24 protein-coding genes are annotated in these 23409 nt (G+C 72.5%); 11 read left to right on the plus strand and 13 right to left on the minus strand.

The window, feature by feature from the left end:
- Window positions 1–6 precede the first annotated feature (6 nt).
- The 5 genes from bluB to cbiE are packed head-to-tail and all read right to left on the minus strand — an operon-like array spanning window position 7 to window position 4265.
- A complete protein-coding gene (bluB, locus tag AB0383_RS30220) occupies window positions 7–651 on the minus strand; it encodes a 5,6-dimethylbenzimidazole synthase (protein ID WP_366189159.1) in 645 nt (214 codons plus the stop codon).
- Window positions 648–1376 (minus strand): cobalt-precorrin-6A reductase, encoded by a 729-nt coding sequence (locus tag AB0383_RS30225; protein ID WP_366189160.1) that lies wholly within the window; start codon window positions 1374–1376, stop codon window positions 648–650. Before AB0383_RS30225 ends, bluB begins: the two co-directional genes overlap by 4 nt.
- Entirely contained in the window at window positions 1373–2383 is a 1011-nt protein-coding gene (locus tag AB0383_RS30230; RefSeq protein WP_364178543.1) for a Gfo/Idh/MocA family oxidoreductase, read from the minus strand. Before AB0383_RS30230 ends, AB0383_RS30225 begins: the two co-directional genes overlap by 4 nt.
- Complete coding sequence (gene cobM / locus AB0383_RS30235; protein ID WP_366189161.1) at window positions 2380–3141, minus strand: precorrin-4 C(11)-methyltransferase; 762 nt, start codon at window positions 3139–3141, stop codon at window positions 2380–2382. Before cobM ends, AB0383_RS30230 begins: the two co-directional genes overlap by 4 nt.
- Window positions 3138–4265, minus strand: coding sequence for a precorrin-6y C5,15-methyltransferase (decarboxylating) subunit CbiE (gene cbiE, locus AB0383_RS30240; protein WP_366189162.1), 1128 nt, complete (start codon window positions 4263–4265; stop codon window positions 3138–3140). The genes cobM and cbiE overlap by 4 nt, the downstream gene beginning before the upstream one ends.
- 92 nt (window positions 4266–4357) lie before the next feature.
- Here cbiE and AB0383_RS30245 point away from each other — a divergent pair, with 92 nt between their 5' ends.
- The 6 genes from AB0383_RS30245 (at window position 4358) to AB0383_RS30270 (ending at window position 11616) form a co-directional block, all read left to right on the plus strand.
- On the plus strand, window positions 4358–6343 hold the full coding sequence (locus AB0383_RS30245; RefSeq protein WP_366189163.1) for a putative cobaltochelatase: 1986 nt from the start codon (window positions 4358–4360) through the stop codon (window positions 6341–6343).
- Window positions 6343–6957, plus strand: coding sequence for a cob(I)yrinic acid a,c-diamide adenosyltransferase (gene cobO, locus AB0383_RS30250; RefSeq protein ID WP_364178554.1), 615 nt, complete (start codon window positions 6343–6345; stop codon window positions 6955–6957). The genes AB0383_RS30245 and cobO overlap by 1 nt, the downstream gene beginning before the upstream one ends.
- A gap of 5 nt (window positions 6958–6962) precedes the next feature.
- Window positions 6963–8303: a cobyrinate a,c-diamide synthase gene (locus AB0383_RS30255; protein WP_364178556.1), complete on the plus strand. Its 1341-nt coding sequence runs from the start codon at window positions 6963–6965 to the stop codon at window positions 8301–8303.
- Window positions 8296–9321 (plus strand): Rv2231c family pyridoxal phosphate-dependent protein CobC, encoded by a 1026-nt coding sequence (gene cobC / locus AB0383_RS30260; RefSeq protein ID WP_366189164.1) that lies wholly within the window; start codon window positions 8296–8298, stop codon window positions 9319–9321. Before AB0383_RS30255 ends, cobC begins: the two co-directional genes overlap by 8 nt.
- A gap of 138 nt (window positions 9322–9459) precedes the next feature.
- Window positions 9460–10665 carry an epoxide hydrolase family protein gene (locus tag AB0383_RS30265; RefSeq protein WP_366189165.1) on the plus strand — a complete coding sequence of 402 codons (1206 nt, stop codon included), beginning with the start codon at window positions 9460–9462 and terminating at the stop codon, window positions 10663–10665.
- Window positions 10666–11616, plus strand: a complete 951-nt coding sequence (locus AB0383_RS30270) for a redoxin family protein (protein WP_364178564.1) — start codon at window positions 10666–10668, stop codon at window positions 11614–11616.
- Window positions 11617–11648: 32 nt separating this feature from the next.
- Here the strand turns inward: AB0383_RS30270 and AB0383_RS30275 are convergent, their stop codons facing one another.
- From AB0383_RS30275 to AB0383_RS30285, 3 genes are all read right to left on the minus strand, one after another.
- A complete protein-coding gene (locus AB0383_RS30275) occupies window positions 11649–12404 on the minus strand; it encodes an adenosylcobinamide-GDP ribazoletransferase (protein ID WP_366189166.1) in 756 nt (251 codons plus the stop codon).
- Between the two features lie 145 nt (window positions 12405–12549).
- The gene (gene cobT, locus AB0383_RS30280) at window positions 12550–13569 is read right to left on the minus strand and encodes a nicotinate-nucleotide--dimethylbenzimidazole phosphoribosyltransferase (protein ID WP_366189167.1); all 1020 of its coding nucleotides are present in this window, start codon (window positions 13567–13569) and stop codon (window positions 12550–12552) included.
- Window positions 13570–13579: 10 nt separating this feature from the next.
- On the minus strand, window positions 13580–14185 hold the full coding sequence (locus AB0383_RS30285) for a bifunctional adenosylcobinamide kinase/adenosylcobinamide-phosphate guanylyltransferase (RefSeq protein WP_354876980.1): 606 nt from the start codon (window positions 14183–14185) through the stop codon (window positions 13580–13582).
- A 36-nt stretch (window positions 14186–14221) separates the two neighbouring features.
- Between AB0383_RS30285 and AB0383_RS30290 the strand changes: the two genes are divergently transcribed.
- Together AB0383_RS30290 and AB0383_RS30295 are read left to right on the plus strand one after the other, a co-directional pair.
- Complete coding sequence (locus AB0383_RS30290) at window positions 14222–15160, plus strand: cobalamin biosynthesis protein (RefSeq protein ID WP_366189168.1); 939 nt, start codon at window positions 14222–14224, stop codon at window positions 15158–15160.
- The gene (locus tag AB0383_RS30295) at window positions 15157–16638 is read left to right on the plus strand and encodes a cobyric acid synthase (protein WP_366189169.1); all 1482 of its coding nucleotides are present in this window, start codon (window positions 15157–15159) and stop codon (window positions 16636–16638) included. The genes AB0383_RS30290 and AB0383_RS30295 overlap by 4 nt, the downstream gene beginning before the upstream one ends.
- A 4-nt stretch (window positions 16639–16642) precedes the next feature.
- Here AB0383_RS30295 and AB0383_RS30300 read toward each other — a convergent pair whose 3' ends face one another.
- The 3 genes from AB0383_RS30300 to AB0383_RS30310 form a co-directional block, all read right to left on the minus strand.
- Window positions 16643–17332: a DUF4190 domain-containing protein gene (locus AB0383_RS30300; RefSeq protein ID WP_366189170.1), complete on the minus strand. Its 690-nt coding sequence runs from the start codon at window positions 17330–17332 to the stop codon at window positions 16643–16645.
- Window positions 17333–17416: 84 nt separating this feature from the next.
- Window positions 17417–18058, minus strand: coding sequence for a response regulator transcription factor (locus AB0383_RS30305; RefSeq protein ID WP_366189171.1), 642 nt, complete (start codon window positions 18056–18058; stop codon window positions 17417–17419).
- 18 nt (window positions 18059–18076) lie between these two features.
- Complete coding sequence (locus AB0383_RS30310) at window positions 18077–19177, minus strand: histidine kinase (RefSeq protein WP_366189172.1); 1101 nt, start codon at window positions 19175–19177, stop codon at window positions 18077–18079.
- Window positions 19178–19254: 77 nt separating this feature from the next.
- Between AB0383_RS30310 and AB0383_RS30315 the strand changes: the two genes are divergently transcribed.
- Window positions 19255–20721 (plus strand): M1 family metallopeptidase, encoded by a 1467-nt coding sequence (locus AB0383_RS30315; RefSeq protein WP_366189173.1) that lies wholly within the window; start codon window positions 19255–19257, stop codon window positions 20719–20721.
- A 181-nt stretch (window positions 20722–20902) separates the two neighbouring features.
- Here the strand turns inward: AB0383_RS30315 and AB0383_RS30320 are convergent, their stop codons facing one another.
- A complete protein-coding gene (locus AB0383_RS30320; protein ID WP_366189174.1) occupies window positions 20903–21691 on the minus strand; it encodes a CbtA family protein in 789 nt (262 codons plus the stop codon).
- Window positions 21692–21706: 15 nt separating this feature from the next.
- Window positions 21707–21922: a CbtB-domain containing protein gene (locus tag AB0383_RS30325; protein ID WP_255638318.1), complete on the minus strand. Its 216-nt coding sequence runs from the start codon at window positions 21920–21922 to the stop codon at window positions 21707–21709.
- Window positions 21923–22137: 215 nt separating this feature from the next.
- On the opposite strand from AB0383_RS30325, the gene AB0383_RS30330 reads away from it, so the two are divergent.
- Window positions 22138–23046: an ROK family protein gene (locus AB0383_RS30330; RefSeq protein WP_366189175.1), complete on the plus strand. Its 909-nt coding sequence runs from the start codon at window positions 22138–22140 to the stop codon at window positions 23044–23046.
- Between the two features lie 183 nt (window positions 23047–23229).
- The coding region (locus AB0383_RS30335; RefSeq protein ID WP_366189176.1) for a hypothetical protein at window positions 23230–23409 on the plus strand (180 nt) is incomplete at its 3' end.

Here is a 23409-nt window from a genome sequence, read left to right on the forward strand (position 1 = left end):
CAGGGGCTACGAAGGCCCCTCACTGCGGGGCGTGAATCGCTCGTGGTGCACGGCGTTGGCCAACGGCGCGCGGGTGCGCCAGCCGTGGCGTTCGAGGTCCGGGACCTCGGCCAGCGCGGTCACGGGGCCGACGCAGAGCCAGGCCACGGGCCGGATTCCGGTCGGGATGCCGAGCAACGACGCGAGGAACGGCTCGCGGTAGAAGCTCACCCAGCCGACACCGAGGCCCTCGGCGGTCGCGGCCAGCCACAGGTTCTGGATGGCGAGGCAGACCGAGTACAGCCCGGCGTCGGCGATCGCGTGCCGGCCCAGCACGGCGGGCGCGCCGCGTTCGGCGTCGTAGGTGACGACGATGCCGAGGGTCGACTCGCGGATGCCCTCGATCTTGATGCGGGAGAACGTGTCGGCGCGTTCGCCGGCCAGCTCGGCCGCGAACACGTCGCGCTCGTCGTGCACGTGCTGGGCGAAGGACTCGCGCGTGGCGGAATCGCGCACGAGCACGAAGTCCCACGGCTGGCTCAGACCGACGCTCGGCGCGGCGTGCGCGGCTTCGAGCACGCGGATGAGCACGGCGTCGTCGATCGGCTCGCCGGTGAACTCGCCGCGGACGTCGCGGCGGCGGCGAAGTACTTCGTAGAACTCGTCGATCATCGGCGCAGCACCCATTCCACGGCTTCGGCGACCCCCGCGACCTCGGCGGTGGCCGGGCGCGGCGGGCGGCGCACGACGACCACCGGCAGGCCCCGCTCGCGGGCGGCGGTGAGCTTCGCAGCGGTCATCGGGCCGCCGCTGTCCTTGGTGACGAGAACGTCGATGCGGTGCTCGGCCAGCAGCGCGCGCTCTCCGTCCACTTCGTACGGTCCGCGATTCAGCAGGACCTCGTGCTGCCTCGGCAACGGCGGCTCGGGCGGGTCGACGCAGCGGATGAGGAACCACAACGCGTCGAGCTCGGCGAACGCGGCGAGCCCCTGTCGTCCGCTGGTCAGGAAGACGCGGGAGCCGAGGCCGGGCAGCAGTTCGGCGGCGGCGCCGAGGTCGTCGGCCCAGTGCCAGCGGTCGCCTTCGGCGGGTTGCCAACCGGGCCGGGCGAGCCGCAGCAGCGGCACGCCGATGGCCGACGTGGCGGCGAAAGCGTTGGTACCGATGCGTTCCGCGAACGGATGGGTCGCGTCGACAACCGCCGCCACCTCGTGCTCACGAAGCCACGCGGACAGCCCTTCGACACCACCGAAACCCCCGACCCGCACCTCGCCGACGGGCAGCCGTGGCCGGGCGACCCGCCCGGCGAGCGACGACACCAGGGCGACCCCGCGCGAGTGCAGTTCGGCCGCGAGCGCCCGCGCCTCGGCCGTGCCGCCGAGGATCAGCACGGTCATCCGCCGTAGCCCACGGCCGCGCGCCAGCGGTCGAGCGTGCGCATGTTCGCGAGCGTCTCGGCCCAAGTCAGCTCGGGTGCCTGCCGGTTGTCCACGTGGGCGGCGACGTGGTCGGCCTCGCGCGCGAACACACTCTGCGTCGCCTCGATCTCGATCACCTCGGGCTCGCCGCCCCCCGGCGTCAGCACGATCTGCGACGACGTCGCCCGGCGCATTTGCGGCAGCCAGGCCGGTTTCGGCACGTGGATCTGCCCGGTGGTGCCGTAGATCCGGATGTGGTCGTCCTGCGTGAGCCGGTAGCCGCAGGACAGCTGCGCGATGATGTCGCCCGGCAACCGCAGCAGTCCCATCGCGAACTCGTCGACGCCGCGGTCGGTCAGCCGCGCCATCCCGGTGACGGTGGTGGGCTCCACGACGTCGATGCCGGTCGCCGCCTGCGAAACGAGCCGCGCGAGCGACGTGCAGTAGCAGCCCACGTCGAGGATCCCGCCGCCGCCGAGCGCCGGGTCGGCCAGCCGAGGGGCGTCGTTGGCGCCGGTGTCGAAGCTGAACGAGACGTCGACGGCCCGGACCTCACCGATCGCGCCGCACGAGATCAGCTCGACGAGCCGGCGCGTCTGCGGGTGCAGGCGGTACATAAACGCCTCCATGAGGAAGACGTCGTGGCGGCGCGCCGCGTCGATCACCTTCTCGGCCTCGGCCGCCGTGACCGTGAGCGGTTTCTCGCACAGCACGTGCTTGCCGGCTTCGGCGGCGCGGATCGCCCACTCCGCGTGCATCGGGTGCGGCGTGGCGATGTAGACGGCGTCGATGTCCGGGTCGGCGAGCAGGTCGACGTAGGAGCCGTAGGCCTTCGGGATGTCGAAGCGGGTGGCGAACTCGCGCGCCCGGTCGGCCGAGCGGGCGGCGACGGCTTCCAGCGTGCCGTGTTTGCTGAGCTCGACGCCGGTCGCGAAGTCGGCGGCGATCGATCCGGCGGCCAGCAGGCCCCAGCGTAGGTCTGTCACAGTGACTCCGGTTGGCTCGCGCGGTCTCGGGTGCTCGAATACAGGAAGCTGTCGGGGAATCCTCCGGCTGCGAGCACCTGGCCGACGAAGATGGTGGCCGCGCGCGTCATTCCGGCTTCGCGCGCCTGCGCGGCGATGTCGGTGAGCGTGCCGCGCACGACGGTCTCGCCCGGCTGGCTCGCCAGCGCCACGACGGCCGCGGGGCAGTCGGCGCCGTAGAACGGCACGAGCTCCTCGGTGACGCGCTCGATGTGGTTGATGGCCAGGTGCAACGCGAGTGTGGTGCCGCTGCGGGCGAAGTTCGCCAGCGTCTCGCCCTCGGGCAACGCCGTCGACCGCGCTTGCGCCCGCGTGATCACGAGGCTCTGCCCGATACCGGGCACGGTCAGCTCACGGCCCAGCACGGCGGCCGACGCGGCGAACGCGGGCACACCGGGGACGATGGCGTAGGGCACTCCGGCGGCGTCGAGGCGGCGCACGGTTTCCGCCACCGCGCTGTAGAGCGACGGGTCGCCGGACACCAGCCGCGCGATGTCGTGGCCCGCGCGGTGGGCCGTGATCAGGCGTTCGACGATCTCGTCGAGGCTCAGGTTCGCCGTGTCGACGCGCTCGGTCTCGGGCGCGCAATACGCGAGCAGATCGGTCGGCGTCATGCTGCCCGGGTACAGGCACACACCGCAGCGCGCGAGCAGGTCGCGGCCACGGACGGTGATGAGGTCGGCCGCGCCGGGGCCGGCGCCGATGAAGTGAACGGTCATCTCGAACTCCAGGACGTCACGGTGCGCGACGGGGTCCACCCCGTGAACCCGCCGAGCGGCTGCGCGTGGTCGACGGTGACCCTCGTCAGCTCACCACCCCGGCTCGCGTAGGCGTTCGCCAGGATCTGTTCTGCTTCCAGCGTGACACCGTGGGCGACCACGCGGGCACCGGTGGCGAGGCACGCGTCGAGCAGGCCGGGCACGGTGAGGCCGCCGCCGATGAAGACGGCGTCGGGCCCGGGGAGGGTCGCCAGCGCGTCGGGGGCCGGGCCGGTGACCACTCGCAGCTCGGGGACGCCGAGCGTGGCGGCGTTGCGGGTGATGCGCTCGGCGCGCGCGGGGTCGCGTTCGACGGCGATCGCGCGGTTGAGGGGGTGCGCGCGGGACCATTCGATGCCGATGCTGCCCGCGCCCGCGCCGACGTCCCAGAGCAGCTCGCCGGGGACGGGCGCGAGGTGGGCGAGGGCGGACGCGCGGACGTCGCGTTTGGTGAGCTGGCCGTCGTGCTCGAACGCGCTGTCGGGCAGGCCGGTGAGCGGGAGCGCGGGGCCGGCGCAGACCAGGGCGAACACGGTGAGGGGGCCGGGTTCGTGCGTCCAGCCGTCGGCGACGTGCTCGTCTTCGGCGCCGAGGTTTTCGAGGCTGGTCAGGGTGGATTCGCCGTAGCCGCGGGTCCGGAGCAGTTCCCGCAGGTCGGCCGCGTTCGCGCCCAGCACCAGCACCTTCCGGCGCGGCGCGAGCACGCGGGCCACGCGGTCCACGACGCGCCCGACCACGGTGACCACCTCGGTCTCCTCGAACGACCAGCCGAGCCGCGCGCGGGCCAGCGTCACCGACGAGAGCGCGGGCAAGACGTCGATCTCGTGGCCGCGGTCGCGCAGGGTCGTGCCGATGCCTGAGAGCAGAGGATCGCCGCTGGCCAGCACACAGATCCGGCGTCCGGCGTGCTCGGCGAGGACGTCGTCGAGCCCGGGCAGCAGCGGGCTCGGCCACGGCTGCGTGCGGACGCCTTCGGGCAGCATCGCGAGCTGCCGCGGCGCGCCCAGCACGACGTCGGCTTCGAGCACGGCTTTTCGCGCTTTTCCGCCCAGCCCCGCCCAGCCGTCGGCCCCGATCCCGACCACTGTGAGAGGTGATTTTTCGCGCACGTTCACCCACGCTAGACGACGCGTTTCCTGTGCGATGATCGGCCGGACGCCGACCACGAGGAGAGCTCTTGAAGCCGTACCCGTTCACCGCCGTCGTCGGGATGCCGGACCTGCGCCTGGCGCTGATCCTGTCCTCGATCTCACCTGCCGTGGGCGGCGTGCTGGTGCGGGGCGAGAAGGGCACGGCGAAGTCGACGATGGTGCGTGCGCTCGCCGGTCTGCTGCCCCAGCTCGACGTGGTGGACGGCTGCCGGTTCTCGTGCGATCCCGCCGCGCCCGACCCCGTCTGCCCGGACGGTCCGCACCCGGCGGGCGCGCCCGCGCACCGGCGGCCGGCGCGGCTGGTGGAGCTGCCCGTCGGCGCGGCGGAAGACCGGGTCGTCGGGTCGCTGAACCTGGAGAAGGCGCTGTCGGAGGGCGTCACGGACTACCAGCCGGGTCTGCTGGCCGCGGCGAACCGGGGCCTGCTCTACGTGGACGAGGTCAACCTGCTGCACGACCACCTCGTCGACACCCTGCTCGACGCCGCCGCGATGGGCCGCGCGACCGTGGAGCGCGAGGGCGTGTCCGTGTCGCACGCGGCGCGGTTCGTGCTGATCGGCACGATGAACCCCGAGGAAGGCGAGCTGCGGCCGCAGCTGCTGGACCGGTTCGGGCTGACCGTCGAGGTCGCGTCGAGCCGGGAGCCCGAGCAGCGCGTGGAGGTGGTCCGCCGGCGCCTCGCGTACGAGGCGGATCCCGACGGGTTCGTGGCCGCGTACGCCGCCGAAGACTCGGCCCTGGCCGCGGACATCGAGGCGGCACAACGGCTTCTGCCCGCGGTGAAGCTGCCCGACGACGCGCTGCGGCAGATCGCCGAGGTGTGCGCGTCGTTCGAGGTGGACGGGATGCGGGCCGACATCGTCACGGCGCGCACGGCCGTCGCGCACGCGGCGTGGGCCGGGCGCAACGAGGTGACCACCGAGGACGTGCGCGTGGCCGCGCGGCTCGCGTTGCCGCACCGGCGCCGCCGCAACCCGTTCGACGCGCCGGGGATTTCCGAGGAGCAGCTGGAACAGGCGTTGCAGGACGCGCAACCGTCCGAAGATCCCGGTTCCGGCCCGGAGGACGACGGGCCCGGCTCGGGTTCCGGGTCCCCGAGCGCCGAAGGTGAGCAGCCGCCGGGGGACCAGCCGGCGCCGCCCCAGCAGCAACCGCAGCAGCAACCGGGCGACGGGACGGGTTCCGGACCACAGAACACGGTCGGTTCCGGCGAGACGTTCCGGGCGCGCGTGTTCCGCGTGAAGGGAACCGGCGAAGGCGAGCGCGGCCGCCGGTCGCGGGCCATCACCGACACCGGCCGCACGATCGGGGTCCAGCCACCGAGCGTCCGCGACGGCCGGCCGCACCTCGTCGCCACGATGCGTGCCGCCGCCCCGCACCAACGGTCCCGTGGCCGAAGCGGTCCCGGACTGCTGGTGCGTTCGCAGGATCTGCGGTTCGCGCTGCGCGAAGGGCGCGAAGGCAACCTCGTGTTGTTCTGTGTGGACGCGTCGGGCTCCATGGGCGCGCGCACGCGGATGCGGGAGGTGAAGACGGCGGTGCTGTCGCTGCTGTTGGACGCCTACCAACGGCGTGACAAGGTCGGGCTCGTCACCTTCCGTGGTGACTCGGCCGAGCTCGCGCTGCCGCCGACGATCAGCGTCGAGGCCGCGGCCGCGCGGCTGGAAGGACTGCCGACGGGCGGCCGCACGCCGCTCGCGGAAGGGCTGCTGGAAGCGGCGCGCGTGCTGCGAGTGGAGGCGATCCGCGATCCACGCCGGCGTCCGCTGGTGGTTCTTGTCACGGACGGGCGGGCCACGAGCGGAGCCGACGCCGTCGCACGCTCGCAGGCCGCGGCGGGGTTGCTGGCCGGCGTCACCACCATCGTGATGGACTGCGAGAGCGGCCGTATGCGCCTCGGGCTGGCGGCGGAGCTGGCCGGGCACCTCGGCGCCGAGCACGTGCCGCTCGCCGAGGTCGCGGCCGAGACGCTGGCCTCGGCCGTCCGCGAACACACCGGGAGGGCTGCCTGATGCCGCAAGGGAAACCGGCCGTCGTCCCGCAGGACGGGCTCACCACGCGCCAGCGGCGCAACCGCCCGCTGCTCGCCGTGCACACCGGCGAGATGAAGGGCAAGTCGACCGCCGCGTTCGGCATGGCGCTGCGCGCGTGGAACCAGGGCTGGTCGATCGGGGTGTTCCAGTTCGTGAAGTCGGCGAAGTGGCGCGTCGGCGAGGAAGCCGCGTTCCGTGCGCTCGGGAAGCTGCACGACGACACGGGTGAGGGCGGGCCCGTCGAGTGGCACAAGATGGGCGAGGGCTGGAGCTGGACGCGCAAGTCCGGCACCGACTCCGACCACGCCGCCAACGCGCGCGAGGGCTGGGCCGAGATCAAGCGCCGCCTCGCCGCCGAGACGCACGACTTCTACGTGCTCGACGAGTTCTCCTACCTGCTCAAGTGGGGCTGGCTCGAGGTCGACGACGTGGTGTCCACTTTGGTCTCCCGGCCCGGGCACCAGCACGTGGTGATCACCGGCCGCTACGCGCCGCCGGAGCTCGTCGAGGCCGCCGACCTGGTGGCCGAGATGACGAAGGTCAAGCACCCCATGGACGCGGGCCAGAAGGGGCAGCGGGGGATCGAGTGGTAGCGCGGGTGGTCATCGCCGCGCCCGGTTCCGGGCACGGCAAGACCACCATCGCCGCAGGGCTGATGGCGGCGTTGCGCGCGGCCGGGCACCGCGTGTCGGGCCACAAGGTCGGGCCCGACTTCATCGACCCGAGCTACCACGCGCTCGCCACGGGCCGTCCCGCCCGCAACCTCGATCCGTTCCTGCAGGGTGAGGACCGGCTGGTTCCCCTGCTGCGGCACGGTTCCTCCGACGCGGACATCGCCGTGATCGAAGGCGTAATGGGACTGTTCGACGGCGCCCTCGGCACGGAGGGTTACGCGTCGACCGCTCACGTCGCCCGGGTCCTCGACGCGCCGGTGGTGCTGGTGGTCGACGCTTCGGCCGCTTCGCGCAGCGTCGCGGCGACCGTGCTCGGGTTCGCGAATTACGACACGCGCGTGCGTCTCGCCGGGGTGATCCTGAACAAGCTGGGTTCGCAGCGCCACGAGGACGAGATCGCGTCCGCGTTGGAGGCCACGGGCGTGCCGCTGCTGGGTGCGTTGCGGCGCAACGAGAACGTGCACGCGCCGAGCCGCCACCTCGGCCTGGTGCCCGCGGCCGAGCGCGCTGCCGACTCGCAGCGGGTGCTGCCGGAGCTGGCGTCGTGGGTGGCCGGCGGGGTGGATCTCGAGGCCGTGGTCCGGGTCGCGCGGGCGGCGCCGCCGTTGACTGGTCCCGTGTGGACACCGCCTGGTGACTTCGAGGGACCGCGGACGGTGGTGGCCGCCGCGGCCGGGCCGGCGTTCACGTTCCGGTACACGGAGAACATCGAGCAGCTGGCTTCGCTCGGCGTGGACGTCGTCGACGTGGATCCGTTGCGGGACGAGCAGCTGCCCGAGGGCTGTGCCGGGTTGTACTTCGGCGGCGGGTTCCCGGAGGTGCACGCGGCGGAGCTGTCGGCGAACAAGCCGTTGCTCACGGCGGTGGCGGACGCGGTCGGGCTCGGCATGCCGGTGAGCGCGGAGTGCGCGGGGCTGCTTTACCTGTGCCGTGAGCTGGACGGACTGCCGATGGCCGGTGTCGTCGACGCGACGGCGGTGATGACCAAGCGCGGAAAGCTGGGGTATCGGACGGCGGTTTCGCTGGCGGACAACGTGCTCGCGGTCGCGGGCCAGCGTGTGACCGGCCACGAGTTCCACCGGACGGAGCTCACGCCTGGGGCCGGTCCGTCGCCGGCGTGGGGCTGGGAGCGGACAGTGGACGGGTTCGCTTCGGCTTCGCTGCACGCGTCGTACCTGCATGTGCACTGGGCCGGGTACCCGGAGCTCGCGGAACGGTTCGCTACCCACGTACGCGCCTTTGCCCAGGTGGCTTCGCGTGGCTGACACCTCGGACTACGACCTGCACCACCACGGCGATCGCGAGGTCGGGCCGGGGCTGGTGGACCTCGCCGTGAATGTCCGGCTGCCGCGCCCGCCCGAGTGGTTGCGGCGGGAGCTGGTGTCCGCTGTGGACAGTCTCGCCGCGTACCCCGATCCGTCGGCGGCACAGGCAGCTGTTGCCGCGCGGCACGGCCGACCGGTGGACGAAGTGCTGGTGACGGCCGGTGCGGCGGAGGCGTTCACCCTGCTGGCTTCGGCTTTGACGCCGCGGCACGCGGTGGTCGTGCACCCGCAGTTCACCGAACCCGAGGCCGCCCTGCGCGCTGCGGGTCACGACGTGTCGCGTGTGGTCCTGCCGTCGTCGGACGGTTTCGTGCTGGATCCCGGACTCGTCCCGGCGTCGGCCGATCTGGTGTTCGTCGGCAACCCGACGAACCCGACCTCGGTGCTGCACCCCGCTCACGTACTTCGTGTCTTGGCACAGCCCGGCCGCCTGCTCGTGGTGGACGAAGCCTTCCTCGACGCCATCCCCGGCGAAGCGGAGAGCCTGGCGGGTTCGTCGCTCGACGGTGTGGTCGTGCTGCGCAGCCTGACCAAGACGTGGGGGCTGGCGGGCTTGCGCGCGGGTTACGTCCTCGGCCCGCCTCAAGAGCTGGCTCGGCTGCGGGCCGTCCAGCCGCCGTGGTCCGTGTCGACGCCGGCCGCGGTCGCCACCGTCGCCTGCTGCCGCCCGACCGCGCTGGAAGAAGCGGAAAAGCTGGCCGCCACCGCCGAATCCGACCGTGACTACCTCGTCTCCCGCCTGAGCGGACTGGGCATTCCGGTCCTGGGTGACCCGCGGGGTCCGTTCGTGCTGATCGAGGGTCCCGACGAAGGCCTGCGTTCTCGCCTGCGCTCCGCGGGGTACGCGGTGCGCCGCGGCGATACGTTCCCCGGCTTGGGCCCCCGGCACCTGCGCCTGGCGGTCCGTTCCCGCGAGGTGACCGACGGGTTCGTCGCCGCGCTGGCCCGCTCGCTCTAGCCGGCGAGCACGACGAAACCGTGCGTATCACTCGTTTCGGGTGAGGAACCGCCGGTGCTCCGGTGGCACAGTACCGAGTTTCGCGTCTGGTCCGGCAACGCGCCATCGACCACCGCACCCAGCCCACCGAGGAGACGCATGTCTGTCACGACTGAAGGAGCAGCGCACGATCAAGCGATCCGGCCGTTCACGGTCGAGACGCCCGATGCGGATCTTGATGATCTGCGTGCGCGCATTCTGGCCACTCGCTGGCCGGAAAAGGAACCCGTCTCGGACATCTCACAGGGCGTGCCGCTGGAGACGATGCAGGCGCTCGCCCGCTATTGGGCGACGGAGTACGACTGGCGCAGGTGCGAGGAGAGACTGAAGGCTCTACCGCACTTCATCACCGAGATCGACGGCCTCGACATCCACTTCATCCATGTTCGCTCGAAACACGAAGACGCGTTGCCGCTCCTCGTCGCGCACGGATGGCCCGGCTCGGTCATCGAGCAGCTGAAGATCATCGATCCGCTCACCGATCCCACTGCCCACGGCGCGAGCGAAGCGGACGCGTTCCACCTGGTGATCCCGTCGATGCCCGGCTACGGGTTCTCGGGCAAGCCGGCCGTCACCGGTTGGGGCCCCGAGCACATCGCGCGCGCCTGGGCGGTGCTGATGAAGCGCCTGGGATACGAACGCTACGTCGCCTCGGGCGGCGATTGGGGCGGGCAGATCGTCGATCTGATGGGTGCACAGGCACCGGGAGGCCTGATCGGCATCCACACCAACTTCCCCGGCGCCGTCCGACCCGACGTCGCCCAGGCCGTGCAGTCCGGCGGCCCGGCGCCGCCCGATCTGTCCGACGAGGGAACCCGCCTCTACGAAAAGCTGAAGGACTTCTTCGCGACCGACGTGGCCTACGCACTCGAGATGGGGACCCACCCGCAGACGCTCTACGGGATCGCCGATTCACCCGTCGGCCTCGCCGCCTGGATGCTCGACCACGACTCGGCCAGTCTGGCGCTGATCGCACGCGTCTTCGACGGGCAGGCCGAGGGCCTGACCCGAGACGACGTGCTCGACAACATCACCCACTACTGGCTGACGAACACGGGGGTTTCCTCGGGACGCCTCTACCGGGAGAACAAGCTCGGCTTCTTCGACCCGAAGGGCGTCTCCGTCCCGGTGGCGGTGAGCGTTTTCCCGGACGAGCTCTACCAGGTGCCGCGGAGCTGGGCGGAGGAGGCCTATCCCCGCCTCGTCCACTACAACCGCCTGGACAAGGGCGGGCACTTCGCCGCCTGGGAGCAGCCGAAGCTGTTCGCCTCCGAGGTCCGCGCCGGATTGCGTTCGGTCCGCTAGATGTCGGTATCCGCACGCGTGCAGATGCCCGCACTCGGCGGGGCCGAGTGGCTCAACTCCGGGCCCCTCGGCCCCGCCGAGCTGGAGGGCCGCGTCGTCGTCGTCAACTTCTGGACGCTGACCTGCATCAACTGGCTGCGCCAGGAGCCCTACGTCCGCGCTTGGTCGCGGGCCTATCGCGACGACGGGTTGGTCGTCGTCGGAGTCCACACGCCGGAGTTCTCCTTCGAACACAAGATCGACCGCGTGCGGCAGGCGACGATGGAACGAGGAATCGACTACCCCGTCACGGTCGACAACGACTACGCCATCTGGAGCGCCTTCGGCAACCACTACTGGCCGGCGCTCTACTTCGTGGACGCCCACGGCGTCATCCGCGACCACCACTTCGGTGAAGGACGCTACGAACAGTCGGAGCGCCTCATCCAGCGGCTGCTCGGTGTCGAGCGCGAGCTCGTCTCCGTCGCCGGGCGCGGCGTGGAGGCCGAGGCCGACTGGGAGCACCTGCGGACGTCCGAGACGTATCTCGGCTACGGGCGTGGTGAGCACTTCGCGTCGCCGGGCCGCGTCGGGTTCGACGAACGCCGCACCTACGGGGTCCCGCCGCACCTGCACCTCGGCAACTGGGCCCTCGCCGGAGATTGGACGATCGGGCCCGAGAACGTCGTGCTCGACCGAGCCGGGGGGAGCATCTCCTACCGGTTCCACGCGCGGGACGCGCATCTCGTGCTGTCTCGCGGTGCGGGAGAGCCGATTGTCTTCCGCGTGTTCCTCGATGGCGCGGCTCCGGGCCCGGCACACGGTGTGGACGTCGACGAGGACGGGAACGGCTTGCTCCGGGACGCCCGCCTCTACCAGCTCGTGCGCCAGCAGGGCGAGGTCCGCGAGCGGACGCTGGAGATCACCTTCCTCGAACCCGGCGCCAAGGCGTACGTGTTCACGTTCGGCTAGCGTCGCCGTCGCCGACCGGAACCGGGTGCGGCTCAGACGGCGAGCGTGAGCAGCGTCGCCGCCACCGCCACTTCGACTCCGGCGCCGAGGACGTCACCGGTGATTCCGCCGAGGCGCCGGACGCACCGGGCGAGCAAGGCAGCCGCGACGAAGTACCCGGCGCCGACCGCGGCCACCCCTTGCCACCACGGCAAGCCGGGCGCCAGCGCGGCCAGCGCGGCGGCCACCAGACCGACGGCCACCGCGACCAGCCGCGGCACGGACCCCGCCACCGTCGCTCCGAGCCCCTCCGGCCGGGCGGACGGCACGCCGCGCGCACACGACATCGACAGCGTGCACCGGCCCGCCAGCACGGAGACCACGGCGGCCCCGACGCCGTGGTCCGCCGACACGGCGCCGGTCAAAGCACCGACCTGCACCAGGAGCACGAAGACGAGCGTCGCCACCCCGGTCGGGCCCGAGTCGCCGCGGCGCATGACGTCGAGGGCTTTGGTGCGGTCGTACGACGCGCCGAGCCCGTCCGCGGTATCGGCCAGCCCGTCGAGGTGCAGGCCGCGGCTGCCCAGAGCCACCACTCCCAGCGCGAGGGCGGCGACGGCGAGCGCGGGCAGTCCCACGGCCACGCCGCCGGCCACGACCAGGCCCGCGGCCGCCGCGAGGGGGACCGCCGCGACCGGGCCCAGGACCATCGCCGCCCCGGCCACCCCTCGATCGATGACGCGCGGGGCGGGCACGGGCACGGTGGTCAGGGTGCCGACGGCCAGCCGCAGCGCGTCGCCGAGCTTCACCGGCGCCCCACTCGCAGCCCTCCGGAATCGAGGCACCTGACAGCGGCCGCCGGCCGCCTCGCCGCGCCTCGCCGCGCCGCGGCTGACGGCCACCCGGATCCTTCGAGCCGAGCTCCGGCGGCCCTCACCTCCTCGCGGGCAGCCCTCACGCGAGGTCCGCCAGCAACCCCATGTCCGCGATGATCGCCCGGGCCGCCCGCAGCGTCGGAACGGCCTGCACAGCGCCGCTGCCTTCGCCGAGGCGCAGGCCCAGGTCGAGGATCGGCGTGAGCCCGAGCGCCTTCAACGCGAACGCCTGGGAAGGCTCCGTCGAGCGGTGCCCCGCGAGCCACCACTGCTCGGCACCCGGCGCGATGTCCCGGGCGACCAGGGCGGCCGCGCCGGAGAAGATGCCGTCGAGCAGCACGGGGATGCCCCGCACCGCGGCCTCCACGAGGAACCCCGCGGTGGCCGCGACGCAGGCGCTGCCCAACGCCGTCAGCCGCTCGAACGGATCGGCGACCCGTCCCGCGGCGCGCTGCACCGCGGCCTCGACCACGGCCGTCTTCGCGTCCAACGCCGCCCCGGGCACGCCGGTGCCCGTGCCGACGACCTCGGCCGCGGGCAGGCCCAGCGTGGCCGCGACCAGGGCCGCGCACATCGTGGTGTTGCCGATGCCCATGTCGCCCGGGATGAGCAGATCCGCGTCGGCCTCCTCCGCCGCGATGGCGCGCCCCGCCTCGAACGCGGCGAGCGCCTCACCCGGGGCGAGCGCGTCCTCGACGTCGATGGCGCCCGAGCCGCGGCGGATCTTGTGCGCGGTCACCGAAGCCGGAACATCCGAAGCGTCCCAATCGACCGCGATGTCCGCCACCCGCACGCGAGCGCCGACCTGCGCGGCGAGCACCGTGACGCCACTGCGCCCGGCGAGGAACACCCGCACCATCGCCGCCGTGACCTCACGCGGGTAGGCCGACTGCGCCGACACCCCGTGGTCACCCGCGAAAACGACCACGCGCACGTCGTCCAGCGGACGCGGTGGCACCACGCCGTGGGCGGCGCTGAGCCACGCGGCCAGTTCCTCGAGCCGGCCCAGCGCGCCGAGTGGCTTCACCAGGCCGTCGAGGCGCTCCTGCGCGGCGGCGCGAGCGGCGGCGTCGGGCACGGGAATGTCGAAACGCGGCACGGCGGACTCCTTACGGCAGTTCGAGCACCCGCCCGGCGACGACCAGCAGACTCCGGTCGGACTCGGCGGACACCCGGTTGTTGAGTGCGCCCAGCACATCACGGAACAGCCGTCCGGACGACGTAGCGGGCACCACACCGCTGCCGACCTCGTTGCTCACGGCCACCACGGGCACGCGTGCCTGGGTCCACGCGGCCAGGAAGTCCTCGAGCCGGTCGTCGAGACGGCGCTCCCAGCCCGGCTTGCCCGACCACGCGCCGACCTCGTCGAGCACGCGCGAGAGCCACGTGCCGAGGCAGTCGATGAGCAGCGGGCTCGTCGCCGAGCGCAGCACGGTCGCCAGGTCGGTGGTCTCCACCGTGGTCCAGTGGCGCGGGCGCCGGGCCTTGTGCGCGGCGACTCGGGCGGCCCACTCGGGGTCGTCGTCGCTCGGGGGGAGGCCGGGGGCCACGTACACGAGGTGCGTGTGGTGCGCGACGATCCGCTCCGCGTGCCTCGACTTCCCCGAGCGGACGCCGCCGAGGACCAGCACCTTGCCGTCGTCGCGTCCGTACCGGCGGAGGGTCCGCGCCAGGGTCTCGAGATACCCGGCGAGCCGGTGCGTCAGCTTGGTCATACCCGGCATTCTCGTGCACGCGCTACCGTTCGCCACGTGCCACTCCGACAAGCCGTCACAGCGGCCGGCCTGATCACCGGATATACGGCCGACTCACTCTTCGGTGACCCCCGCCGCGGGCACCCGGTCGCGGTGTTCGGCAGCTGGGCCGGCGCGCTGGAACGCCGCTGGTGGGCCGACTCGAAGCCGCGCGGAGCGGCGTACGCGGCGGTGTGCGCGGGAGCCGCGACGGGCCTGGGCGTGGCCGCTCAGCTCAGCACGCGCCGACGCCCCTTCGCGCGCTTCGCCCTCACCGCCGCCGCGACGTGGGTGGTGCTCGGCGGCCGCGGCCTCGCGGCGGAGGGCCGTGAGATGGCGCGGCTGCTCGACGCCCACGACGTCCCCGGCGCGCGCGCCCGGCTGTCGCACCTCTGCGCGCGTGACGCGACGGAGCTGGAAACCGCCGAGCTCACCCGCGCGGCCACCGAGTCGATCGCGGAGAACACGTCCGACGCCGTGGTCGCACCGCTGCTGTGGGGTGCCGTCGCCGGAATCCCCGGCCTGCTCGGTTACCGCGCGCTGAACACGCTCGACGCGATGGTCGGCTACCGCTCGCCGCGTCACCGCAACTTCGGCTGGGCGGCGGCACGCCTCGACGACTTCGTCAACCTCGTCCCGTCGCGGGCCGGCGCCGTGCTCACGGCGGTGTCCGCGCCGCTCGCGGGTGGGCAGGTCCGGGCGTCGTTTCGGGCGTGGCGGCGCTACGGCTCGCACCACCCGAGCCCCAACGCCGGCCAGGTCGAGGCGGCGTTCGCCGGCGCGCTCGGCCTGCGCCTCGGCGGCACCAACAGCTACGGCGGCGAGATCGAGGACCGCGGCACGCTCGGTGACGGCCGCGCGCCGCAGCCCGTCGACCTGCGCCGCGCGGTGCGGTTGTCGCGCGTGGTCGGCGCGGCCGCGGCCCTGGTGGCAGCAGCGGTGGCGGTGGCGCGATGAGCGGGCTGTTGGTCGCGGGCACGACGTCCGACGCCGGCAAGAGCCTGGTCACGGCCGGGATCTGCCGCTGGCTGGCGCGCCGCGGCGTGCGGGTGGCGCCGTTCAAGTCGCAGAACATGTCGAACAATTCGATGGTCTGCGCCGACGGTGCCGAGATCGGCCGCGCGCAGTGGCTGCAGGCCCGCGCCGCGCGCGTCGAGCCCGAAGCGGCGATGAACCCCGTGCTGCTCAAGCCGGGCAGCGACCGGCGCAGCCACGTGATCGCGCTCGGGAAACCGTTCGGCACGCTGGAAGCCGGCGAGTACGCGACCGGCCGCGCTGGGCTGGCGGAGATCGCGTTCGGCGCGTTCGAGGACCTGAGCTCCCGCTTCGACGTGGTCGTGTGCGAGGGCGCGGGCAGCCCCGCGGAGATCAACCTGCGTGGCGGCGACTACGTGAACCTGGGTTTGGCGCGGCGGTTCTCGCTGCCGGTGGTGGTGGTCGGCGACATCGACCGTGGCGGGGTGCTGGCCGCGATGTTCGGCACGCTCGCGCTGCTGTCGCCGGAGGACCAGGCGCTGGTCGCGGGCTGGGTGATCAACAAGTTCCGCGGCGACGTCGGCCTGCTTCGCCCGGGGCTGAAGAGCCTCGAAGACGTGACCGGCCGGCCCGTGCTCGGGGTGCTGCCTTGGCTCGACCGCGTGTGGATCGACTCCGAAGACGCGCTGGCCGTGGCGGGCTGGCGGCACGAAGCCCCGCGGGGCGGCGGGCTGCGCGTGGCCGTGGTGCGCTTCCCGCGTACCTCGAACGCCACCGACGTCGATGCCCTCGCGGCCGAACCCGGCGTGACAGTGAGCCTCACGGCCGACCCGGACACGGTCGCCGCGGCGGATCTCGTGGTGCTGCCCGGATCGCGGGCCACCGTGGACGATCTGCGCTGGCTGCGCGAGCGTGGCCTCGCGGACGCGGTGACCGCGCGCGCCGGCGCCGGCCGGCCCGTGCTCGGCATCTGCGGCGGTTACCAGATGCTCGCCGCCACCATCCACGACGACGTCGAGTCACGTGCCGGCACCGTCGACGGCCTCGGTCTCCTGCCCACCACCGTGACGTTCGCGGGGGAGAAGGCGCTCGGCCGCCCGGTCGGCGAGTGGCGCGGGCACCGGGTCGAGGCGTACGAAATCCACCACGGCACCGCGTCGAGCGCCGCCGCGGAGTCCTTTCTGGACGGTCACCGCACCGGCTCGGTCTGGGGCACGACGTGGCACGGCGCGTTCGAAAACGACGGCTTCCGCCGCGCCTGGCTCGCGGAGGTGGCGGCTCAGGCCGGCGTCGACTGGGCGCCGGTCGAGGGCGCGCCGGGGTTCGCTTCGCTGCGCGAGGACATGCTGGAACGCCTGGCCGACGCCGTGGAGTCCGAAGTGGACACAGGTAAACTGTTGCAACTGCTGGAAAGCGGCGCGCCGGACGGGTTGCCGTTCGTCCCGCCCGGCGCGCCCTGAACCGCTAGTGCACCACCGGGGCCGTCAGCGTGCCCGACTTGGACTCGAAGGTGCAGACCGCCGAGTGCCCGCGGTGCTGCCACGACCCTTCATCCGGGTAGTACACGGCCATGACCAGGTCCGAAGGCGGCGCGGTGGTCGCGAAGAAGTTCCTCTGCTCGGCCTCGCAGTACTGACGGGCCTGTGCCGACAGCGTCGCGTCGCCGGGGTAGGCGTCCGTGTCGTCGCCCGGCAGCACGACCAGCCCGTAGATCTCGGAGTGGTGCGGCTTGTCGCACGGGACCTTTTCGATGTTGCTGGTCCGTTCGTCGTAGGTGGTGAAGCACTCGCCCTTCTTCGCCGCGAAGACGCTGTTGTCCCTGACGGACGCGGCGGCGTTGTCGGCGGCGGGCGCGAAGCCACCGGTCGCGACGCCGATCGCGATGGCCGCGGCGATAAGGAGCACCCACGCGCCGCTGATGGACAGCCCCGCGATCGCCAGGCCGCGGCCACGCTGGCCCTTGCGCCGGATCTGGACCAACGCGAGGATCCCGAAGATCACGCTCAGCCACAGGGTGGCCGGCAGGAACGCCAGCACCAGCGAGGCGATGGCGAAGCCGTTGGTGTTGCCGGCCGCGCGCGGCGGCGGTGGCGGCAGCGGTGCGTCCTGGTAACTCGGACCCGTCGGCTTGGGCGGCAGGACAGATTCGGACATGAGGGGTCCCCTGAACTTTCTCTGTGGAATCCCCCGACCCGTCAAGAATCCTAACCGGTGCGAGACCGCCTGCACCACAACAATTCAGGCAAGACCGGCGTCGTGCACCAGGATGGCCACCTGGGTGCGGTTGGCGGCCTCCACTTTGGACATGATCCGCCCCAGGTGCACCTTCACCGTGGCCTCGCTCACACCGAGATGGGTGGCGATCACCGCGTTGCTCCAGCCCTCCGCCACAGCCACCGCGACCTCCCGCTCGCGCGAGGTCAACGCGGTCAGCCGCGCCTTCGCGCTCTCCGTGGCCCCGCCTGAGGCGAACTCGCCGAGCAGCCGCCGCGTGATGGCCGGCGACAGCATCGCCTCGCCGCGGCGCACCACGTGCACGGCGCTCACCAGGTCGCGCGGTGGCGTGTCCTTGAGCAGGAACCCGGTGGCGCCGCGGCGCAATGCGGTGTGCACGTACTCGTCGAGGTCGAACGTGGTCAGCACGACCACCGCCGGCGCCTCGGGCAGCGCCGTGACCACGCGGGTCACCTCGAGGCCGTCGACGCCGGGCATCTGGATGTCGGTGAGCACGACGTCAGGCTGATGTTGCGCCACGAGCTCGGCGACGCCCGCACCGTCGCCCGCCTCCGCGACCACGCGGATCTCCGGATCCGACTCGAGGATCATCCGGATGCCGCTGCGCACGAGCACCTCGTCGTCCAGCAGCACGACCTTGATCACCGCAGCGTCCTCCTCATCTCACGCGCCGCCGGCGAGCGGGAACACCGCGCGCACCACGTAGTCACCCGAACCGTCGGGACCGACGCGCAGCGCGCCTCCGGCCAGCGTCACGCGCTCGCGCATGCCGATCACGCCGTAGCCCGCGCCGGGCAGGCCCGCCGAGGCGCCGAGGGCGTTGGCCACCTCGACCACGAGCTTGCCGCTGTCCAGCGACAGCCGGACGCGGATCGGCGCGCCCGGTGCGTGTTTCGCCGCGTTGGTCAGCGACTCCTGCACGATCCGGTACGCCGCCCGGCCCACCTTTTCCGGCACCTGCGGCAGGGGATCGGGCACCTCGGCGTCGACGTCCGCGCCGGCCGCGGCGAGGTCGCCGGCCAGCTGCGCGACGCCGTCGAGCGTGGGGCTCGGCAGTGCTTTCGGCTCGGTCTCGTCCTCGCGCAGCACCCGCAGGATGTCGCGCAGTTCGGTGAGTGCGGCGGCGCTCGACTCGCGGATCACCTCGGCGAGCCGGGCGGTCTCGTCGTTCGGCGCGCGCACGGACAACGCTCCGGCCTGCAACGCGACGATGCTCACGCGGTGGGCCACCACGTCGTGCATCTCGCGCGCGATCCGCCTGCGCTCGGCCGTCACGGCGCGCTCAGCGAGCAGGTCGCGAGTTCGTTCGGCCTGGTCCGCGCGGTCGTGCAGGGCGTCGACCAGCACGGCGCGCTGGTGCATCCACAGGCCCGCGAGCAGCGGCAGGAGCAGCGTCAGGGCCAGGACGAAGCCCACGATCTCCCAGCCCTGGAGGTCGTCGGGCCGGTAGGTGGCCAGCGCCAGTACCAGGTCGGCGCCCACCGCGACCGCCGTCGGCCACTTCGGCCCGCGAAGCGCGGCGACCGTGTAGAGCGTGAAGATCATGGCGATCTCCGTCGTCGGCTCGAACCAGGCCAGCACTGCCAACGCGAGCATCGTGACCAGGGGGAACCGACGCCGTAGCACCAACAGGACCAGCACGGCCACGATCGTGAGCTGCCACAGCGGGGGCCGGGTCACGCCGGCGAGCGCCTCCAGCACGAGCGCGCCCGCGACCGCGATCGCCAGGCAGGCGTCGAGCAGCAGCAGTCGCACGGCGATCACCGTACGACTTTCCGGTTAGCCCGTTCGAGCTGCCTGGCCGATGCGCGCACGGCGGCGGCCTCGGCAAGGTGGACCGCATGGCGAAAACGATCGTGAAAACCGCAGCGGTGGCAGGGCTCGCCGCGGTGCTGGCCGCCGGCACCGCGACCGCTGCCACGGCTGATCCCGCGTCTCCCGGCGCGCTGAGCGCGGGCGAGCGGCTGTTCCCAGGGCTCGGCAACGGCGGCTACGACGCCCGCGACTACGACGTCTCCCTCGACTATCGGCCGGGGGTGACCACGATGGACGCGGCGGTGACGATGCGGGCCGTCGCCACGCAGTCGCTGTCTTCCTTCGGGCTCGACTCGGCCGTGGGCGAGATCCGGACGGTCGAGGTCGACGGCGCGGCCGCGAAGTTCGTTGTGCAGGGCGAAAAGCTGGTGGTCACGCCCGCGCGGGCGCTGCGCAAGGGCGTGCCGTTCACCGTGCGGATCGGCTACATCGCGGACCGCGCGAAGAGCCCGGCCTCGCCCACGGTGAAGTTCCCGCTGCCGCCCGACCTCGCCGAGGCCGTGGGCGTCTGGCAGAACACCCCGGACGGCTTCGCGGTGATGGGGCAGACCGACCGTGAGCACGCGGTGTTCCCGTCCGACGACGTGCCGGGCGACCCGGCCACCTACACCCTGCGGATCACGACACCGGCCGACGTCCAGGGCGTCGGCAGCGGCACGCTCGTCGGAAAGCACCGTGCGGGCGACCGGGTGACCTCGGTGTTCCGCGTCGACCGGCCCACGGCCACCGACGTCGTGCAGCTCGCGGCCGGCCACTTCACCGAGGTCGACCAGGTGGGCCCGCACGGCCTGCCGGTGCGCAGCTACGTGACCACGGCGGCGAAACCGGCCGCGCTCGACACCGCTCGCAAGACCCCGGAGATCATCGCGTGGCTGGAGCAGCGCCTGGGCCGCCCGTACCCGTACGCGAGCGCCGGCGCCCTCGGCGTCAACCGCCTCTACGGTGGCGGTGTCGCGCTGGAGACCGCGGCGATGCCGACCTACAGCGCCCTGGCTCTCGAATACCCCAGCGAGGTCTCGACCATGGCGCACGAGCTGACGCACGAGTACTTCGGTGACGCCGTGCCGGTGCGGCACTGGGACGACATGTGGCTCAGCGAGGGCCACGCCACCTTCTACCAGGACCTCTACGACTCCGAGCACGGCGGCAAACCGTTCGACGAGAAGGCCAAGTCCGGCTACTCGCAGAACAACGAGATCCTGAAGCAGAACGGCCCGGTCGCCCAGCAGAGCTCCGCCACGGGCGTCATGTTCGGCACCGACCTCGGCGGCAAGCTCACGCTGTACGCGCTGCGCAGCCTCGTCGGCCCGGCGACCTTCGACCGCATCGAACGCACCTTCTTCGACGAGTTCCAAGGCCGCCCGGCCGCGACGCAGGACTATGTCGCCGTGGCCGAACGCGTCTCCGGCCGCGACCTGGGCGCGTTCTTCCACGACTGGCTGTACGGCTCCACCACCCCGGCGATGCCGAACCACCCCGACTGGACGGCGTGAAATGACCGGCGACCGCGAGATCGCGCCGGCGTCTCGATCGGGCGGTGCGATCGGCCCTGGCCGATCTGACCGTCTGATCGAGACGCCGGCTCCTCGGCGATCTCGCCGCCTCGGCGGAGCCGAGGCAAAAGACACTGGAAGGCGTGAAATGACCGGCGACCCCGACTGGTGACCCGGGCCCTCAAACGGCGGCCGCGACGGCCTTCGGGGAGGGCTTCAGTACCTTCTCCGCGAAGAAGCCGAAGCACAGGCCGAGGGTGAGCCACAGCGTCACCTGCGTGCCGACGGACGCGGTGCGGAAGCTCCACAGCGTGGACGCCGGGAACGTCGGCGGCACCTCGTCGATCACCGGCATCAGCCACGCGACCACGGCCACCACCACGACGTAACCGGCGCAGGCCAGCAGGCCGCCGCGCCACGCGCCGAGGCGGCCGGCGAGCTTGCGGCCGAACACCGTGGCGAGGATGCCCGCGAGCAGGGAGACGGCGACGAAGCCGAAGTACAGCTCGGTGCGTTCCCCGATGGTGCCCGGCTGGCCCACCGCGGGCGGGTTGGCCGGGTACTTGAGGAACGGCACGAAGAACACCACGCCGAACGCACCCGCGGAGAGCAACGCCGTGGTCACGCGGGGGCGCAGTGAGCCGATGCGGCCGTAGACGAACGCGAAGGCCAGCGAGAACAGCCCGCCGATCGCGACGCCGTAGACGAGCACGCCGGTCAGCAGGCCGACGGTGCTCTGGATGTCGCGCGGCACCAGCTCTTCTTCGGGCTCCTCGGCCGGCTGGGCAGCCTCGCCAGTGCCCTGGCCGGCGGCCGGGTCGTGAGTGTGGGAGTGCGCGGCGGAGCCGGCCTCCTCGATGCCGATGGCACTGTTGACCGACGGCTCGCCGAACAGGTAGGCGAAGACGAACGCGAGCACGCCGGCGATCAGGCCCGCGAGCATGCCGCGGACCAGCAGGGGCCTCATCACGGTGGTTCGCCCGCCTCAGTGGCAGGGGAACGCGAGCAGGTGCCGACCGTCGTGCACGAACTCGTGCACATACATGTTGGCGAACACCGCGGTGGCGCCCTGTTCGGCGCTCACGAAGTAGAGGGCGATGAGGGCGAGCAGGCCCACCAGCACTGCCCACGGAACGATCTGGCGGACGGGGATCCGGACGGGGATCGGTGTGGCGACGGCGGGTGCTGCGGGGGTGGTCACTGTGCCTCCTCGGGCTTTTCGCGGCCTCATCGGGAGCGACACGACGGGTCCGGGTCTGGCTTCCCCTCGAAATTCGTCGAGGGGTCACAGTGGCGCGACCGCGCGGATTCTCACCGCGTTCCGGAACTCGTCGTCTGGCTGACCGAGCGTAGGTTGCTGTGCTACCGCCCGTCAATGTCACATCGATGTGAGGTGCCCGATGTGAGAATCACGGTATGGCTGAATTGGTGGCGGCATTGGACGTGGGCGGCACGACCGTGAAGGCGGCCCTGCTCGACGCGGAACTCAACGCGCTCGCGACGGCCCGGGTGCCCACGGCGAAGAGCGCGGACGGAACGGCGCTGGCCGAGCAGGTGGCCGATGTCGTCTCTTCGCTCGCGGCGCAGGCCGGCACGGGCTCGCCGGGCGCGGTCGGCGTCGTGGTGCCGGGCATCGTCGACGAACAGGCGCGCGTCGCCCGGTTCTCGGCCAACCTCGACTGGCGCGACGTGCCGTTCGGCGACCTGCTGGAGAACCGGCTGGGGCTGCCGGTGGCGTTCGGCCACGACGTGAGCGCCGGTGGGCTGGCGGAGTTCCGCGTGGGCGCGGGGAAGGGCTGCACCGACGCGGCGTTCATCGCCGTGGGCACGGGGATCGCGGCCGCGATGCTGCTCGACGGGCGCCTCTACCGGGCCCACGGGCTGGCCGGCGAGATCGGCCACATCGACGTGGGCCACCGCAACGTCTGCGGCTGCGGCGCCACGGGCTGCCTCGAGGCGATCTCGTCGGCCTCGGCCATCGCACGTCGCTACACCGAACGGACCGGCCGCCCCGCCGACGGTGCGCAGCCCGTGGTCGACGCCGCGCGCCACGGCGACGAAGCCGCAGTCGCCGTGGTGTCCGACGCGCTCGACGGCCTCGGCCACGGCTTGCGGACGCTGCTGACGTTGCTGGCGCCGGAGGTGATCGTGCTGGGCGGCGGGCTGTTCACCGCGGCCGACTACGTGCTCGATCCGGTGCGCGACTACCTGGCTTCGGCGCTGACTTTCCAGCGGATGCCGGAACTTCGGGTGGCCTCGCTGGGTGATGAAGCAGGGCGGCTCGGTGCGGGGTTGCTGGCGTTGGATCTGTTGCGTGGCCGGTGATTTCGCGGGCGGGCTTCCCGGCGCGGGGCTCGGCGTGGTTCAGGCCGGCGCACACGTTTGCGCGGCTTGTCCACAGGCATACCGAGTTGTGGACAGCTCGGCCCGTTTTCGGCTTGGCCACGGGTTTTGTCGGGGGTAGTCGATAGACTGGAGCCGGGACGCCCCCCTCGGGAGGGTGGGGGTTTGCCCAGCCAGGTAAGGGGATTGCCTGGCGCGCTTCGCCAAGGCGCGCACAACGCCTGCGCGCGTACCTCGGGCCGGGCGGACACCTCGGGCCGGGCGGACACCTCGGGCCGGGCGGACACCTCGGGCCGGGCGGACACCTCGGGCCGGGCGGACACCTCGGGCCGGGCGGACACCTCG

This window comes from Amycolatopsis sp. NPDC051373, assembly GCF_040689465.1.
Taxonomy (GTDB): domain Bacteria; phylum Actinomycetota; class Actinomycetes; order Mycobacteriales; family Pseudonocardiaceae; genus Amycolatopsis.